At 61.3% G+C, this 15,625-nt stretch carries 16 protein-coding genes; 8 read left to right on the forward strand and 8 right to left on the reverse strand.

Features of this window, described 5'->3' with window-relative positions:
* Positions 1-23: 23 nt before the first annotated feature.
* Together PverR02_RS23075 and PverR02_RS23080 are read right to left on the reverse strand one after the other, a co-directional pair.
* Positions 24-614, reverse strand: coding sequence for a tRNA-uridine aminocarboxypropyltransferase (locus PverR02_RS23075; protein ID WP_079444476.1), 591 nt, complete (start codon positions 612-614; stop codon positions 24-26).
* A gap of 6 nt (positions 615-620) precedes the next feature.
* Positions 621-1,514: a LysR family transcriptional regulator gene (locus PverR02_RS23080; protein WP_017845303.1), complete on the reverse strand. Its 894-nt coding sequence runs from the start codon at positions 1,512-1,514 to the stop codon at positions 621-623.
* Positions 1,515-1,663: 149 nt separating this feature from the next.
* Here PverR02_RS23080 and speB point away from each other — a divergent pair, with 149 nt between their 5' ends.
* The 4 genes from speB to PverR02_RS23100 are packed head-to-tail and all read left to right on the forward strand — an operon-like array spanning position 1,664 to position 5,986.
* Positions 1,664-2,614, forward strand: coding sequence for an agmatinase (gene speB / locus PverR02_RS23085; protein WP_017845302.1), 951 nt, complete (start codon positions 1,664-1,666; stop codon positions 2,612-2,614).
* Positions 2,614-3,036: a YybH family protein gene (locus PverR02_RS23090; RefSeq protein WP_057003843.1), complete on the forward strand. Its 423-nt coding sequence runs from the start codon at positions 2,614-2,616 to the stop codon at positions 3,034-3,036. Before speB ends, PverR02_RS23090 begins: the two co-directional genes overlap by 1 nt.
* Positions 3,037-3,057: 21 nt before the next feature.
* A complete protein-coding gene (locus PverR02_RS23095) occupies positions 3,058-4,569 on the forward strand; it encodes a purine-cytosine permease family protein (protein ID WP_079444477.1) in 1,512 nt (503 codons plus the stop codon).
* A 34-nt stretch (positions 4,570-4,603) separates the two neighbouring features.
* Positions 4,604-5,986 (forward strand): sodium:solute symporter, encoded by a 1,383-nt coding sequence (locus tag PverR02_RS23100; protein ID WP_017845299.1) that lies wholly within the window; start codon positions 4,604-4,606, stop codon positions 5,984-5,986.
* A gap of 158 nt (positions 5,987-6,144) precedes the next feature.
* On the opposite strand, the gene PverR02_RS32920 is transcribed toward PverR02_RS23100, so the two are convergent.
* Complete coding sequence (locus tag PverR02_RS32920; RefSeq protein WP_017737772.1) at positions 6,145-6,267, reverse strand: PA1414 family protein; 123 nt, start codon at positions 6,265-6,267, stop codon at positions 6,145-6,147.
* A 139-nt stretch (positions 6,268-6,406) separates the two neighbouring features.
* Positions 6,407-7,300, reverse strand: coding sequence for a putrescine utilization regulator PtrR (gene ptrR / locus PverR02_RS23105; RefSeq protein ID WP_079444478.1), 894 nt, complete (start codon positions 7,298-7,300; stop codon positions 6,407-6,409).
* A 105-nt stretch (positions 7,301-7,405) separates the two neighbouring features.
* Here ptrR and PverR02_RS23110 point away from each other — a divergent pair, with 105 nt between their 5' ends.
* Positions 7,406-8,623, forward strand: coding sequence for a YbfB/YjiJ family MFS transporter (locus PverR02_RS23110; protein ID WP_079444479.1), 1,218 nt, complete (start codon positions 7,406-7,408; stop codon positions 8,621-8,623).
* Here PverR02_RS23110 and PverR02_RS23115 read toward each other — a convergent pair.
* Positions 8,535-9,977, reverse strand: coding sequence for an NCS1 family nucleobase:cation symporter-1 (locus tag PverR02_RS23115; RefSeq protein ID WP_079444480.1), 1,443 nt, complete (start codon positions 9,975-9,977; stop codon positions 8,535-8,537). The genes PverR02_RS23110 and PverR02_RS23115 overlap by 89 nt on opposite strands.
* 372 nt (positions 9,978-10,349) lie before the next feature.
* A complete protein-coding gene (locus PverR02_RS23120; protein WP_028617391.1) occupies positions 10,350-11,186 on the reverse strand; it encodes a CvfB family protein in 837 nt (278 codons plus the stop codon).
* 322 nt (positions 11,187-11,508) lie between these two features.
* Here PverR02_RS23120 and PverR02_RS23125 point away from each other — a divergent pair, with 322 nt between their 5' ends.
* From PverR02_RS23125 to PverR02_RS23135, 3 genes are all read left to right on the forward strand, one after another.
* On the forward strand, positions 11,509-11,688 hold the full coding sequence (locus PverR02_RS23125) for a hypothetical protein (RefSeq protein WP_003193095.1): 180 nt from the start codon (positions 11,509-11,511) through the stop codon (positions 11,686-11,688).
* 207 nt (positions 11,689-11,895) lie between these two features.
* On the forward strand, positions 11,896-12,618 hold the full coding sequence (locus tag PverR02_RS23130) for a TorF family putative porin (RefSeq protein ID WP_079444481.1): 723 nt from the start codon (positions 11,896-11,898) through the stop codon (positions 12,616-12,618).
* Positions 12,619-12,684: 66 nt separating this feature from the next.
* Positions 12,685-13,551: a DUF6279 family lipoprotein gene (locus PverR02_RS23135; protein ID WP_079444482.1), complete on the forward strand. Its 867-nt coding sequence runs from the start codon at positions 12,685-12,687 to the stop codon at positions 13,549-13,551.
* Between the two features lie 32 nt (positions 13,552-13,583).
* Here the strand turns inward: PverR02_RS23135 and PverR02_RS23140 are convergent, their stop codons facing one another.
* Positions 13,584-13,973: a hypothetical protein gene (locus tag PverR02_RS23140; protein WP_046382471.1), complete on the reverse strand. Its 390-nt coding sequence runs from the start codon at positions 13,971-13,973 to the stop codon at positions 13,584-13,586.
* Between the two features lie 213 nt (positions 13,974-14,186).
* A complete protein-coding gene (locus tag PverR02_RS23145) occupies positions 14,187-15,533 on the reverse strand; it encodes a DEAD/DEAH box helicase (protein WP_017845291.1) in 1,347 nt (448 codons plus the stop codon).
* Positions 15,534-15,625 lie beyond the last annotated feature (92 nt).

A 15,625-nucleotide genomic window follows, 5' to 3' on the forward strand; every position in this document is an offset into this window, starting at 1 on the left:
AGGTAGCTATGTAGCGCCATGGATCAGCTGTGGTTCTTGTCGAAAACCGCCGGCCCCATCGCCGCAATCTGGCCCTCGATCAACGCATCGAAGGGTTTGAGTAACGGCTCGAAAGAAGTGGGCGCCTCCAGCACCTGCAACGCCTGCACAATCGCCTCCACCGTCGACAAGGCACCGGGGCCCGGCGCCTTGCGCAGCCGGTAGCGCGAGACGGCGCCCGCGGCCAGCGTCACCCTGGGCAGCGCCGCCAGCAGCGGGTTGAGGTGCAACAGCTTGCGCGCCTTGCGCCAGGTGCCGTCGGGGACCACCAACAACAACGGCTCGTCGCTCGGCCCATAAGCCTGCAGCGGCTGGGCATCGTCTGCCGGAAACAACAGGCGCGCCTGATAGCCGGGCGGGTTCAGCAAGCTCGGCAGATCGTCGAATACCTCGCCCACCACCAACTGCGCATTGTTCAAGCCCAACGCCGCCAACCGCGCGGTATTGAGCGCATGGTTGACCTCGCTCGGGTGCTGCAGCAGCAACACGCGGGTGCGACTGTCGAGGCTGGGGATCAGCGCGCACAGGCAATGGGTGGCGGGCCGCAGGCAACGGGAACACTGGGGTCTGGACATGGTTTTTCAGGCCTGGTTGAGCTGGGTTTTGAGCAAGTCGCGAAACGTCTGGATCAGCGGCTCGCGGCTACGGCCACGGCGCATGATCATCGAGAACGGCGCCTGGTAGCCGAAGGTCGCCGGCAGCAGCACGCGCAGGTCGCCCTTGTCGGCCCAGGCCTGGGCGTAGTGTTCGGGCAGGTAGCCGATGTAGGCGCCGGACAGCACCAGGATCAGTTGCGCCTCCATACTTTCCACGGTGGCGGCGCTGTGCTTGAAGCCGTGGCGCGCCAGTTCCGCCTGGCTCCAGTAGCCGCGCCCGACCATGCGCTGCTGGGTGATCACCTGTTCGGGGATGCGCCGCTCATTGAACAGCGGGTGCCGGGTGCTGCAATACAACCAGTGTTGTTCACGGTACAGCGGCATGTAGATCAGCCCGCTCATGCGGTTGGAGAACGCGCCGATGGCCAGGTCCAGGCGGTTGTCCTGCACACCCAGTTGCAGTTCGTAAGGGCTCAGCACCGACAAATGCAGGTGCACCGCCGGGTGTTCCAGGCTGTAGGCGCCGATCACCTCGGCGAACGGCAGGGCCTTGTCGCTGACAGTGGAGTCGAGCACGCCGAGCTTGAGCGTGCCGCGCAGCTCGCCTTTGAGCGCGGCGGCGTATTGCTCGAAACCTTCCAGTTCGCCCAGTAGCCGCAGGGTCTCCTGATGGAACAACTCGCCCTTGCTGGTCAGGCTGAACCCGCCCCGGCCACGGTGGCACAGCACCAGGCCCAACGCCGATTCGAGCTGGCTCATATAGGTGCTGATCGCCGAGGTCGACAGGTTGAGCTCGTGCTGTGCATTGGCGAACCCCTGGTGGCGCACGACGCTGACGAAGATGCGCAGGAGTTTCAGGTCAGGCAAGGCGTTGGCCATGGTCGGCTCCGGGGAGGTGATCGCAGTAGTCTACCTGCCGGCATTAGTTTAGAAAAATCTGAACTAAGTATTTGCCTCTGCCGATTCTTCCCACTCCGGGCTTTTCGCAGAATCGGCCGCTAATAAACACAACACGATGAGGCAATCCCGTGGACAAGATTTTCCACCAACCACTGGGCGGCAACGAAATGCCGCGCTTCGCCGGCATCGCCACCATGATGCGTCTTCCCCATTTGCAATCGGCCAAGGGCCTGGATGCGGCCTTTATCGGCGTGCCGCTGGACATCGGCACCTCGCTGCGCGCCGGCACCCGCTTCGGCCCCCGGGAAATCCGCGCCGAATCGGTGATGATCCGCCCGTACAACATGGCCACCGGTGCCGCGCCGTTCGATTCGCTGTCGGTGGCCGATATCGGCGACGTGGCGATCAACACCTTCAACCTGCTCGACGCCGTGCGGATCATTGAAGAAGCCTACGACGAGATCCTCGAACACAACGTCATCCCCATGACCCTGGGCGGCGACCACACCATCACCCTGCCGATCCTGCGGGCGATCCACAAAAAACACGGCAAGGTCGGGCTGGTCCACATCGATGCCCATGCCGACGTCAACGACCACATGTTCGGCGAGAAGATCGCCCACGGCACCACCTTCCGCCGCGCAGTGGAAGAAGGCCTGCTCGATTGCGACCGCGTGGTACAGATCGGCCTGCGCGCCCAGGGCTACACCGCCGAAGACTTCAACTGGAGCCGCAAGCAAGGCTTTCGCGTGGTGCAGGCCGAAGAATGCTGGCACCACTCCCTCGCGCCGTTGATGGCCGAAGTGCGCGAAAAAGTCGGTGGCGGCCCGGTGTACCTGAGCTTTGACATCGACGGCATCGACCCGGCCTGGGCGCCCGGCACCGGCACCCCGGAAATCGGCGGGCTGACCACTATCCAGGCGATCGAAATCATCCGTGGCTGCCAGGGCCTCGACCTGATTGGTTGCGATCTGGTAGAAGTTTCGCCGCCTTACGACACCACCGGCAACACCTCGTTGCTGGGCGCCAACCTGCTGTACGAAATGCTCTGCGTACTGCCCGGCGTGGCGCACCGCTGATGAGCACCCATGAGGTGTTGAAAGCGGCGGCCGACCTAGTATCGGCCTTCGCACGCAACGACCGCGAGGCTTACTTCGGCGCGTTCAGCGCCGATGCCAGCTTCGTGTTCTACACCCTGCCCCAGCCGCTGCTCAGTCGCGATGCCTACCAGGCATTGTGGGACAGCTGGCGTCGGGACGAGGGGTTCGAGGTGCTGTCCTGCGTCTCGAGCAACGCCGTTGTCAGCCTGCAGGGTGATGTGGCGATTTTTATGCATGACGTGGCCACCGAGCTGCGCATGAACGGGGAGCAATTCAATAGCCAGGAACGCGAGACCATTGTCTTCAGACGGCAAGGGTTGGACGTACAACAAAAACAAGGCCTGTGGCTGGCCTGTCACGAACATTTGTCCGCTATGCCGGAAGGGCTGCCGCCCCCTTAGCCAATGTGATCGGAGCTGATCATGAATAATAAAAACAACGAAAACAGTATTCGCAAGATAGAAACCAACGGGGTCGAACAGATCCCGGACCATGAACGTACCGCCGGGCCCAAGGATCTGTTTCGCCTGATCTTCGGCGGTGCCAATACCTTTGCCACAGCGGTGTTGGGTGCCTTTCCGGTGCTGTTCGGCCTGTCGTTCCAGGCCGGTGTCTGGGCGATTGTGCTGGGCGTGCTGGTGGGTGCGCTGATCCTGGCGCCCATGGGCCTGTTCGGGCCGATCAATGGCACCAACAATGCTGTGTCGTCCGGGGCGCACTTCGGTGTCCACGGGCGGATCGTCGGCTCGTTTCTGTCATTGCTGACGGCGATTGCCTTCTTCTCACTGTCGGTGTGGAGTTCGGGCGATGCGCTGGTCGGCGGTGCGAAGCGGCTGATCGGCCTGCCGGAAACCGACCTGACCCTGGGCCTGGCCTACGGCGTGTTTGCCATCCTGGTGCTGACGGTCTGTATCTACGGCTTTCGCTTCATGCTGTGGGTCAACCGCATCGCGGTGTGGGCGGCGAGCCTGCTGTTTCTGCTGGGGATCTTCGCGTTCGCGCCGACCTTCGACAGCCACTTCGCCGGCAGCGTGGCCCTCGGCCAGAGCGGCTTCTGGGCCGCGTTTATCGGTGCGGCGCTGGTGGCCATGAGCAACCCGATCTCCTTCGGCGCGTTCCTCGGTGACTGGTCGCGCTACATCCCGCGTGAAACGCCGAAAATTCGCGTCATGCTGGCGGTGGTCGCGGCACAGATCGCCACCTTGATCCCGTTCCTGTTCGGCTTGGCCACGGCGACCATCGTCGCGGTCAGGGCACCGGACTACATCGCGGCCAACAACTACGTCGGCGGTCTGCTGGCGGTGGCGCCGAGCTGGTTCTTCCTGCCGGTGTGCCTGATCGCGGTGATCGGCGGCATGTCCACCGGCACCACGTCGCTGTATGGCACGGGGTTGGACATGTCCAGCGTGTTCCCGCGCCTGCTGTCGCGGGTCAAGGCCACGCTGCTGATCGGGGTGATGTCTATCGCCTTCATCTTTATCGGACGTTTCGCCGCCAACCTGGTGCAGAGCGTGTCGACCTTCGCGGTGCTGATCATCACCTGCACCACCCCGTGGATGGTGATGATGATCATCGGCCTGATCGTGCGTCGCGGCTTCTACTGCCCGGACGACCTGCAGGTATTTACCCGCGGCGAACGCGGCGGGCGCTACTGGTTCAGCCACGGCTGGAACTGGCGCGGCCTGGGGGCCTGGATTCCGAGCGCGTTGGTGGGGCTGTGCTTCGTCAACCTGCCGGGGCAGTTTGTCGGGCCATTGGGCAACCTCGCCGAGGGCATCGATATCAGCCTGCCGGTGACATTGGGGCTGGCCTCGGTGGTGTACCTGAGCTTGCTGCGCCTGTTCCCGGAACCGGCCGCCGTGTACGGCCCTACCGATCCACGCAGCGAACGCACGGACGTGCGCGCTGAACCGGCGCTGCAAAAAGCCGCCTGATTTCCATAAAAAAGATAATCGGAGACCCGCCGTCATGGCTTTGGATTTATTCGTCGTCCTCATCTACGCCGCCGGCATGCTCGTGCTCGGCTATTACGGCATGCGCCGCGCCAAGACCCACGAAGACTACCTGGTCGCCGGACGCAATCTCGGCCCGTCGCTGTACATGGGCACCATGGCCGCCACGGTATTGGGCGGCGCGTCCACCGTCGGCACCGTGCGCCTGGGGTATGTCCACGGCATCTCCGGCTTCTGGCTGTGCGCCGCGCTGGGCATGGGGATCATCGCGCTGAACCTGTTCCTGGCCAAGCCGTTGCTCAAGCTGAAAATCTTCACCGTCACCCAGGTCCTGGAAAAACGCTACAACCCCATGGCCCGCCAGGCGAGCGCGGTGATCATGCTGGCCTACGCGCTGATGATCGGCGTGACCTCGATCCTGGCCATCGGCACCGTGCTGCAGGTGCTGTTCGGCCTGCCCTTCTGGATTTCGGTGCTGCTCGGCGGTGGCGTGGTGGTGATGTACTCGACCATCGGCGGCATGTGGTCGCTGACCTTGACCGACATCGTGCAGTTCGTGATCAAGACCGTCGGCCTGATGTTTATCCTGCTGCCGATCTGCCTGTACCGCGTCGGCGGCTGGGACGAACTGGTGGCCAAGCTGCCGGCGTCGAACTTCAGCTTCACCGCGATCGGCTGGGACACGATCATCACCTACTTCATGATCTACTTTTTCGGCATCCTGATCGGCCAGGACATCTGGCAACGAGTGTTCACCGCCCGTGACGAAAAGGTTGCCCAGTATGCAGGCACTTTCGCCGGTTTCTACTGCATTCTCTACGGCCTGGCCTGTGCGTTGATCGGCATGGCGGCCCATGTGCTGATTCCCGATCTGGATAACGTCAACAACGCGTTCGCCGCGATCGTCAAAGTGTCGCTGCCCGATGGCATTCGTGGGTTGGTGATTGCGGCGGCGTTGGCGGCGATGATGTCGACGGCCAGCGCCGGCTTGCTGGCGGCGTCCACCGTGTTGACCGAGGACCTGCTGCCACGTTTGCGCGGCGGCAAGCAGTCGAGCCTGAACATCAACCGCCTGTTCACCCTGCTGACCGGTATCGCGGTGCTGGGCATCGCGCTGGTGGTGAACGATGTGATCAGTGCCCTGACCCTGGCTTACAACCTGTTGGTGGGCGGCATGCTGATCCCGCTGATCGGGGCGATCTTCTGGAAGCGCGCGACAACTTCGGGGGCGATTACGTCCATGACCCTGGGCTTCGTGACGGCGTTGGTGTTCATGTTCAAGGACGGCTTGGACGCGAACACGCCGATCTACTACAGCCTGGCGGTGGCGTTGGTGAGTTTTGTCGGGGTGAGCCTGTTGTCGCGCCGACCTGAAACGGAACCGGCGCGAGCCGCCTGAACAAGCACGCGGGAAATCAGGTTTTCTTCAGCGGGTGCGACGTCGGATGTCGCACTCGTTTTTTTTGCGTGGCGTACCAAGCATCGCGAGGGCGGGTTTGCTTGCTCCCACACAAGCCCGTTCCTACATAGATTCTGCGGTGTTCCGACGACTGCGGTTCAACGCCGACGTGGACGACGCTGCTCATCATCCGTGCGAATGGGCACCGGCTGCAGCGGGGGCTCGATCAGGCCCAGCGCAACGCCAAGGTCGTGGAGCCAGGTTTGGATTTTCTCTTTCATGATTGCCCCCTTTGAGGGTAGTGCGGGTCGGCGGAAATTCTTTCGCCTCTTCCTACAAATAATAGCCCTAACTCCTACACATTGCATGAACGAAACCACAACGAACTATTACCAAATTCATGCAAATACGACAGATCGGTCAGGCGATCGCCCGGCTATCTTGCAGGAACCCTGCCTGGCCTTCGCGCTGCAGTTCGATCCATGCGTTGAGATTAGCGCCGAGCATACCCTTTCGCCACATCAGCCAGGTGGTCGCAGTGGCAAAAGGCTCAGATAGGGGATGAACGGACACGCTGTCCTTGCCTGGCAGGCTGTCGAGTATCGATTCGGACATCAAGGCCACGCCGGAACCGGCGATCACGCAGGCGAGCATGCCTTGATAAGACTCGATCTCAATGGCACGGCCCATCGCCACGTGCTCGTGGGAAAACCACGTCTCCAAACGTCGGCGATAGGAACAACTGCGTCGGAAGGTGAACACTGCGCGGCCGGCAACATCCTGAGGGCCGAGTACTGGCGGGTGGTCGGCTTCGCAAATCAGCATCAGCTTTTCGTCGCACAAGGGCACACCGTCCAGGGACGCGATAGTCAGCGGGCCGTCGACCAGCGCCGCGTCGAGACGCCCGGTGATCAAGCCTTCGAGCAGCTCGCCGCTGGGCGCCGATTGCACCTGCAGATTCACCATCGGATACGCCTTGTGATAGCGCGCCAACAGTTTCGGTAAGTGAATCGCCGCGGTGCTGTACATGCTGCCCAGCACAAAGTCACCGGCCGGTTGCCCGCCTTGCACGGCACCGTGGGCTTCGTCGTGCAGCGCCAGCAGACGGGTGCTGTAGTCCAGCAACACTTTGCCCGCAGGGGAAAGCTGCAGGCGTTGACGCTCACGAACAAACAACTCGACGCCCAGTTGCTCCTCCATCTGCTTGAGCCGGGTCGACAGGTTCGATGGCACGCGGTGCAAGCGCTCGGCAGCGCGGGTGATGGAGCCCTCTTCCGCCACGGCCTGGAAAATGCGCAATTGACTGAACTCCATACCTTTCTCCAAAACTGAACAAGTTGCTCACTATTATTCATTTTTACAGAAAGTCAATCCACCTTAGCCTGCACGTCATTCGCTTTCCCGCAGGAAACCTTGCACATGTCGCCGTTGACTCGCCTCCTCGCCAGCTTTATCGCCCTGATGATGGCCATGGGCATTGGCCGCTTCGCCCTCACCCCGCAAATGCCACATCTGCTCAGCGAGGGGCAGATTGATCTGACCGGTGCCGGACTGATCGCCGCCGCCAACTACCTGGGTTACTTCGTCGGCGCGGTGGATTCGATTTTCGCGCGCAGCCATCACCCTGTACGCGGTCGTTTGTACGGCGGGTTGTGGTTGTGCGTGCTGCTGACCCTGGCGTCGTACTGGGCCCATGGGTTCTGGCCGCACCTGCTGTTGCGCTTCGGCACCGGCGTGGCCAGCGCCTGGGCGCTGGTGATGATCACCAGCCTCAGCCAACCGCTGGCGATTGCCGCCGGGCGGCCGCGCTTGGGCGCCCTGGTGTTTGCCGGGCCGGGCCTGGGGATTCTGTTGACCGGCCTGCTCGCGCTGGGTTCGAACCTGCTGGGACAAAGCTCCGCAACCCTGTGGCTGGTCTACGGCGGGGTGGCGCTGCTGATGCTGCTGGCGATCCTGCCTTTCCTGCCTCAACCGAGCGTCACTGACACGCCCGTCAGCGACGCGAGCAGCAATGCGAGCATCGCGCACCTGGGTTGGGTTTATTTCCTCTACGGCCTCGGCTACATCATCCCGGCGACCTTTCTGTCCCAGATGGCCAGCGCGCAGTTCAAGGGCGCCTGGCAGGCAGACCTGTTCTGGCCATGCTTTGGCCTGGCGGCTGCGCTCGGGGTGGTCGTGGCGAGCCTGCGCCGCAAGGCCGCGAACACAACCCGCCGCTGGCTGATGACAACCTTATGGTTGCAAGCGGCGGGCGTATTTACCTGCTTGCTCGGCAACGGCTGGGGCCTGGCGCTGGGCGTATTGCTCTGCGGCGCACCGTTTCTGGCGTGTATGCAGTTGGTGATGGCACGCTTGCGCGAGGTGGCGCCCCACGGCTACCAGCGCAGCACTGGGGTGCTGACCGCGAGCTTTGCCATCGGACAACTGAGCGGCCCATTGCTCGCGTCGATAAGCAGCCACCTGAGCGGCGGCCTGCAACCGGCGCTGGTGATCGCCGGTTGCGGGTTGTTATTGGCCGGCGCGCTGTTGCTGCGCCCGGCCGCGGCAGTCAGCCAGCCATCAGCGGCGTTGGCACGCGAGCCTGTTCGCGCCGAGCGAGCACCAGGAAAAACAGCCCACCCAGGAAGCAACCGGTGAACCAGGCGAAGTTGGCCATGCCCTGCAAGGCCGGGGTGAACGTGATCGCGACACCCACCAGCGTCGCCGGCAACAGAGCCTTGACCGCCGTCCAGTTCACGCCGCCGTCGAAGTAATAACGCCCGCTCGGGCTGTCATCGAACAGCGCATCCACGTCGATCTGCTGTTTTTTGATCAGGTAGAAGTCCACCAGCAAAATCCCGAACAACGGCCCGATAAACGCGGCGAGGATGTCCAGGGTGTAGTGGATCATCAGCGGGTTGTTGAACAGGTTCCACGGGGTGATAAAGACTGAAGCCACCGCTGCAATCATGCCGCCGGCGCGCCAGCTGATTTTGCTCGGCGCAACGTTGGCGAAGTCGAACGCCGGGGACACGAAGTTAGCGACGATATTGATGCCGATCGTGGCCGTGACAAAGGCAAAGGCGCCCAGCAACACGGCCATGCTGTTGTCGATACGCGACACGGTGGCGATCGGGTCGTGGAGCATTTCACCGAATACCGGCAAGGTGCCCGAGACGATCACCACGGTCACCAGGGAGAACGCCAGGAAATTCACCGGCAGCCCCCAGAAATTACCGCGACGCACATCCTGCATGCTGCGACAGTAGCGGCTAAAATCGCCGAAGTTCAGCGTCGGCCCGGAAAAGTACGACACCACCAACGCCGTCGCCACAATCACCTGGCCAAAAGCCTGCCAGCCCGACAAAGATTTTTCCGCCAGGGTAAAGCTGATATTCGCCCAGCCCGCCTTCCACACGATCCAGCCGGCCAAGGCGAACATCACCGCATAGACCACCGGCCCGGCCCAGTCGATAAAGCGCCGGATAGACTCCATGCCCGCCCAGAATACGGCCGCCTGCAACACCCACAAGCTGAGGAAACCAAACCAGCCCAGGTAGGACAGGCCCGCGAAGTGCGGCTCTGCATACACGGCCATCTGTGGGAAAAAGCGCAGCACCACGATGATCAGCGCACTCGACGCCAGATACGTCTGAATCCCGTACCACGCCACCGCGATCAAGCCGCGTATCACCGCCGGAATATTCGCACCGAACACACCAAACGCCAGTCGGCAGATCACCGGGTACGGTACGGCCGCTTGCTGGCTCGGCCTGGCCACCAGGTTAGCGATCAATTGCACGATGCAAATACCCGCGAGCAACGCAATCAGCACCTGCCAACTGGCCAGCCCGAGGGCGAACAGGCTGGCGGCGAAGACATAGCCGCCGACGCTGTGTACGTCGCTCATCCAGAAGGCAAAGATGTTGTACCAGGTCCACTTCTGCGGCAGTGGGCCCAGGTCCTGGTTGTACAGGCGCGGGCTGTAGCCTTTGGGCAATTGTTCGGTCATCGCTTGGCTCCTCGAAATACCCGCCTGCGCTGCCGTAACGGGATGCATACGGAAGGCGGCGCGGTTTGTATACGAAAGAGTCAGCAGAATGCGTGCCAATGGCACACAATCCCCACTGGCCGGGGTGCCAAAGGATGTATAGAGAGTTAGATCGGTGTATACCGCTCAGCAACGGTGCACGCCTTAATCCTGTACACAATCACTTGCACACCCGTTGTGCACACAGGTGCCTGACTGCGCACTAGGCGGCGCTGAGGAATGTGTTCAAGTTGCTCAGGTCATCTGCGCCGTAGGCCGACAGAACAAGGATTTACGGGGCATCGGCACAGCTTCTGTAGGAGCGATTCGCTCCTACAGAAGAGCAAACCGCACTCAGCTCAGTTCAATGCGATCGGCATGAATCACAATCTGGCCCTGCTTGTAGAGCGCACCAATGGCCTTCTTGAAGTTGCCTTTGCTGACGCCGAACAAGTTGCTGATCACCGCCGGGTCGCTTTTATCGCTGACCGGCAGGCTGCCGTTGTTTTCGCGCAACTTGGCGAGGATCTTCGAGTTGAGGCTGGAAGCCGCTTCCTGGCCGACCGGTTGCAGGCTCAGGCTGATATTGCCGTCGGCGCGGATTTCCTTGATAAAGCCCTTCTCTTCCTTGCCCGGACGCAGGAACTTGAACACTTCGTTCTTGTGGATCAGGCCCCAGTGCTTGTTGTTGATGATCGCCTTGAAGCCCATGTCCGTGGCCTCGGCCACCAGCAGGTCGACTTCCTGGCCAACCTGGTAGTTGGCGGGCGTCTTGTCCAGGTAGCGGTCAAGGCGCGCGGTGGCGGTGATGCGCTTGGTGTGCTTGTCGAGATAGACATGCACCACGCAATATTCGCCAGCGGTCAATTGACGCTTTTCTTCCGAATACGGCAGCAACAGATCCTTGGGCAAGCCCCAATCGAGGAAGACACCGATGCTGTTGACTTCCACAACTTTCAAACTGGCAAATTCGCCAACTTGAACTTTTGGTTTTTCAGTGGTGGCGATAAGTTTGTCATCGCTGTCCAGATAAATGAATACGTTAAGCCAGTCTTCATCTTCACTGGGAATATCTTTGGGGATATACCGATTAGGCAAGAGGATTTCACCGTCTTGCGCACCATCCAGGTACAAACCAAAGTTAGTGTGTTTAACCACTTGCAAGCTGTTGTAGCGCCCGACTAAAGCCATTTCCAATACCCTCATTGCGTGGGCGGCATTCTACCCGAGTTGCGTCCGGCACGCGCGCACGCCTGAAAATTCGCGGGTTCGCATGGCATTCTACCGGCACCGCCCCGCTCGTCTGATCAATCGGCTGAATTCCGCCGCGCCGGCGGCGCCCGACAGACCGCGTGGTTTCGAGTTAAAACAGTAAGTTAGAGGCTTATTTCGACGACGAACTTTGCCGATTTCAGCCAGCGCACCAAATACAAGGGGATATTTACCAAGCAATTGTCAAGCATTTCCTGTACGATGCCTGGCCAAGTTAATTTTCTACAGGTTAGTGGCCGCCATGCGCGTAAAAGCATCCAACAGCAAAGCAAAGCCAGCTCCCGCCGTCGAAACCAGCGAGTCGATCAACAGCCAGATCGCTGCGTTCCTCAAGTCCGGTGGCGAAATCCAGCAGATTGCCAAGGGCGTCAGCGGCCAGACTTTCGGCCCGTCCAAGCAGATCAGCCTGGGCAAGAAGTAAGCTGACCGCGCAACACACCTGGTCCCTAAGCGTCTTGCCAACAAGGCGCTAGGACTAGAGCCCGAAACACCCCATTGCTTCTCCCGCGACACAAAATCGACCAACGGACCTCACCGTCCGGCATTCGCCGGTATGCTTGCACACGTCTAGCACGGGCATCTGCCTGATACCTTCCGTTACTGCTCCTCGCTTTTCATGGAGTGAAGCATGCTCAAAACCTGTATTTTCCTGCTCGCCGCCCTCGCCGCCAGCCCTTTGGCCGAAGCGCAGATTTTCCAGCGCGAATTGGGCGACTTCGATCTGAAACTGGGCACCACGCCCAGCCGCAGCATGGCCCAGGGCCTGGTCAAGCCAACATCGCCGGGCAGCGACGCCTTCCACGGCGGCCTCGACCTGAGCCACGACAGCGGCCTGTACATCGGCCAGTTCTCACCGAACATGGGCCTGTCTTCGGCGAGCAACCTTGAAATCGACTCGTACATGGGGTTCAAACACCCCTTCGACCAGACGCTCGGCTACGAAGTGGGGTTGATCCACTACAGCTATCCCTCGCTCAGCCCCCTTGACAGCCAGGAGTTCTATGGCGGCCTGAACCTGCTGGGCAATCGCTTCGGCGCGTCCTTCAGCAACGACCCCGACCGCCAGGACAGCACCCTGTTCGCCGACCTTGGCGGCACACAGCCGTTCGGCATCGGCGTCAGCATGAAGTACACCACGCATCAACTGGGCAGCCCGGTCTCGGTGGACGGCGGTTCGATCCGCAGTTTCAGTGACTGGTCGGTGCAATTTTCACGGGCGTGGATGGGCGTTGACCTTGACCTGATCTACAGCGACTCCAGCCTCAACGGCGGCGACTGCTCGGCCTACTCCGGACACAATTCGCAATGCGATGGGCTGTTGACCTTGAAGGCAGCGCGGACGTTTTATTGATGGGCTGAACTGTCGCACCCAGCGCGGGTTCACATGCATTAACCCCCTCTGCGCAAGGACCCGCCCATGCTGAGCCGGCTCAACTTTCTGCTGCCATTCGTGATCCTGAGCCTGGTGCTTGGCGGCTGCAACCGCGTGGGTTTGGCCTACCGCAATCTCGACGTGATCATCCCGTGGACCCTCAGTGACTACCTGGACATGAACGCCGGGCAGAAACGCTGGTTCAACGACACCCTCCAGCAACACCTGGCCTGGCATTGCACCACGCAGTTACCAGGTTATCTGGACTGGCTCGACCGCCTGCAACAGATGGTCGACAACCATCAGGTCAGCGACAGCGCCTTGCAGAGCCATACCGACGAAGCCAAACAGGCGGTGAGCGAGATCGCGCGCGCGATCACGCCGTCGGCGGTCCACTTGCTGCGCGGGCTGGACGACCAGCAGGTCAAGGACATGAACGACGCCCTGGCCAAAGACCTGCGCAAACGCCAGGACGAATACCTGAAACCGCCCCTGCCGCGACAGATCCAGGCGCGCGCCGAGCGCATGAGCAAGCGCCTCGATGCGTGGATCGGGCCGCTCAGCGCCAGCCAGCAGCAACGGGTGGTGGCCTGGTCTGCGGAGCTGGGTGACCAGAACCAACAGTGGATCGGCAACCGCGCCCGCTGGCAGGCGCAGTTCATCGACGCTGTGCAACAACGCCACGACCCTGACTTTGCGCAGAAAATGCAACAATTGTTGGTGGACCGCGAACGCGCATGGACCCCGGAATATCGACAGGCCGATGCCCAGACGGAAACAGCCGCGCGCAGCCTGATCGTGGATCTAATGGCGCAAAGCAGCGTACAACAACGCCAGAAATTGACGCACAAAATCGCGGGCGTGCGCAGCGATTTCAAGGCGCTCAAATGCCTCAACGCCGCCGCTGACTAGAACGTGGGAGCAACATCGCGCCCACAGGCCCTTCAGGCAATCGCCGCCTTGGACGCCACGTCGTCGAACGTCGCCGGTTCCAGCGCATCCGCCTGCTCATCGAGCACCTGACGCGGGTGAGCGTGGCCCGGTATCGAGCTGTCGATCAACGCCAGCAATTGGGCTCCTCGTGGCGTCAGGATAAAGTTCTCACCATTACCCCCCTCGTCCTCGGGCCGCGACTCGATAAACCCGCGCTTGAGCAACAGCGCCTCGTAATCCGCAGCGGTTTTTTTCAACACATCCAGATTGCCGGTGGACTCGCCCGCCATGACCTTCTCGGCGGCCTCCTGCTCGGCGTACTTACGCGGGGCAAAGCTACCCTCGCCATTCTGCACTTCATGCAACAGCCGTTCGATCAGATCCCAGTTGTAAGTCGTCATCCTGATTCCTCCTGCGGGCCAAAAGGAAAAGCAGCCCGTTCAGAGTTGGGACACGTCTCGTCAGCGGCCGTTCAGCCGAATGGACAGACGTCACTTCTGTGTACTTTCCAGACGTTCGCCGCCTCAACTGGGCAGAAAGAAGCTGCGGCCAAGGCAAAAAACCGCAGGCAAAAAAAACCGGACAGCGTCCGGTTTTTTTATCGCGGCCCAGCCTTATTCGGCAGCCGGTGCTTCTGGCTTGCGGCGCTTGAGCGGCGCCATGCCGTCCTTGCTGACCAACGACAGGTTGTCGGTCTTCGGCCGGTTGGCGATCTTGCGCTTGGTCGGCGACTTGGCACCGGCCTTCTTCTTGTCACCCTTGCCGTCGACTTTTTTCTTCTTCACGCCTACGGCCTTGCCCGAAGCCTTGACCTTCTTCGGCCCGGTGTAGGTGCCTTTGACTTCCTTGATGGTGCGGCGCTCGAACGACTGCTTGAGATAGCGCTCGATGCTCGACATCAGGTTCCAGTCGCCGTGGCAGATCAGTGAGATCGCCAGGCCATCGTTGCCAGCACGCCCGGTGCGACCGATACGGTGGACGTATTCGTCGCCGCTGCGGGGCATGTCGAAGTTGATGACCATGTCCAGGCCGTCGACGTCCAGGCCGCGCGCGGCGACGTCGGTGGCGACCAGGATCTTCACCCCGCCTTGCTTGAGGCGGTCGATTGCCAGCTTGCGGTCCTTCTGGTCTTTCTCGCCGTGCAGGACGAACGCCTTGTAATCCTGCGCCACCAAGCGGCCGTAGATGCGATCAGCCGCAGCGCGGGTGTTGGTGAACACGATGGCCTTCTGATAGGTCTCGTTGGCCAACAGCCAGTTGAGGATCTGTTCTTTGTGGACGTTATGGTCAGCGGTGATGATCTGCTGGCGCGTGGTCGCGTTCAGGTCGCTGACATTGTTGACCTGCAGGTGCTCGGGGTTGTTCAGGACCTTGGCAACCATGTCGCGCAGGGTCGAACCGCCGGTGGTGGCGGAGAACAGCATGGTCTGCTGACGATTCACGCACTCGGCCACCAGGCGCTGCACGTCATCGGCAAAGCCCATGTCGAGCATGCGGTCGGCTTCGTCGAGCACCAGCACTTCGACTTCCTTGAGGTCGAGGTTGCCAGCGTTGAGTTGCTCGATCATGCGGCCCGGGGTGCCGATAAGGATGTCCGGGACCTTGCGCAGCATGGCGGCCTGAACCTTGAAGTCTTCGCCGCCGGTGATCAGGCCGGACTTGATGAAGGTGAACTGCGAGAAACGTTCGACTTCTTTCAGGGTCTGCTGGGCCAGCTCGCGGGTCGGCAGCAGGATCAGGGTCTTGATGCTGACGCGGACTTTGGCCGGGCCGATCAGGCGGTTAAGAATAGGCAGGACGAAAGCGGCCGTCTTGCCACTCCCGGTTTGAGCCGTCACCCGCAGGTCACGCCCTTCGAGCGCGAGCGGGATGGCCGCTGCCTGCACAGGCGTAGGCTCGACAAATTTAAGCTCGGCCACGGCTTTGAGCAGGCGTTCGTGCAGGGCGAATTGGGAAAACACGGGTGCTACCTCGAAGAAATACAAAATATCAGCTGCATAGGGTAACGGTTTCGAGCGTCCAAACCGAGTTTCTTTACGCGAACAGGGCTAAT

Origin of the sequence: Pseudomonas veronii, assembly GCF_002028325.1 — a bacterium.
Taxonomy (GTDB): domain Bacteria; phylum Pseudomonadota; class Gammaproteobacteria; order Pseudomonadales; family Pseudomonadaceae; genus Aquipseudomonas; species Aquipseudomonas veronii.

Coding starts and splice junctions, on each gene's coding strand:
- PverR02_RS23080 (WP_017845303.1), bottom strand. CDS start 1,514: ATGGCCAACGCCTTGCCTGACCTGAAACTCCTGCGCATCTTCGTCAGC.
- PverR02_RS23130 (WP_079444481.1), top strand. CDS start 11,896: ATGCTCAAAACCTGTATTTTCCTGCTCGCCGCCCTCGCCGCCAGCCCT.
- PverR02_RS23090 (WP_057003843.1), top strand. CDS start 2,614: ATGAGCACCCATGAGGTGTTGAAAGCGGCGGCCGACCTAGTATCGGCC.
- PverR02_RS23135 (WP_079444482.1), top strand. CDS start 12,685: ATGCTGAGCCGGCTCAACTTTCTGCTGCCATTCGTGATCCTGAGCCTG.
- PverR02_RS23100 (WP_017845299.1), top strand. CDS start 4,604: ATGGCTTTGGATTTATTCGTCGTCCTCATCTACGCCGCCGGCATGCTC.
- PverR02_RS23095 (WP_079444477.1), top strand. CDS start 3,058: ATGAATAATAAAAACAACGAAAACAGTATTCGCAAGATAGAAACCAAC.
- PverR02_RS23140 (WP_046382471.1), bottom strand. CDS start 13,973: ATGACGACTTACAACTGGGATCTGATCGAACGGCTGTTGCATGAAGTG.
- PverR02_RS32920 (WP_017737772.1), bottom strand. CDS start 6,267: ATGAAAGAGAAAATCCAAACCTGGCTCCACGACCTTGGCGTTGCGCTG.
- PverR02_RS23110 (WP_079444479.1), top strand. CDS start 7,406: ATGTCGCCGTTGACTCGCCTCCTCGCCAGCTTTATCGCCCTGATGATG.
- PverR02_RS23075 (WP_079444476.1), bottom strand. CDS start 614: ATGTCCAGACCCCAGTGTTCCCGTTGCCTGCGGCCCGCCACCCATTGC.
- PverR02_RS23115 (WP_079444480.1), bottom strand. CDS start 9,977: ATGACCGAACAATTGCCCAAAGGCTACAGCCCGCGCCTGTACAACCAG.
- PverR02_RS23120 (WP_028617391.1), bottom strand. CDS start 11,186: ATGGCTTTAGTCGGGCGCTACAACAGCTTGCAAGTGGTTAAACACACT.
- ptrR (WP_079444478.1), bottom strand. CDS start 7,300: ATGGAGTTCAGTCAATTGCGCATTTTCCAGGCCGTGGCGGAAGAGGGC.
- PverR02_RS23125 (WP_003193095.1), top strand. CDS start 11,509: ATGCGCGTAAAAGCATCCAACAGCAAAGCAAAGCCAGCTCCCGCCGTC.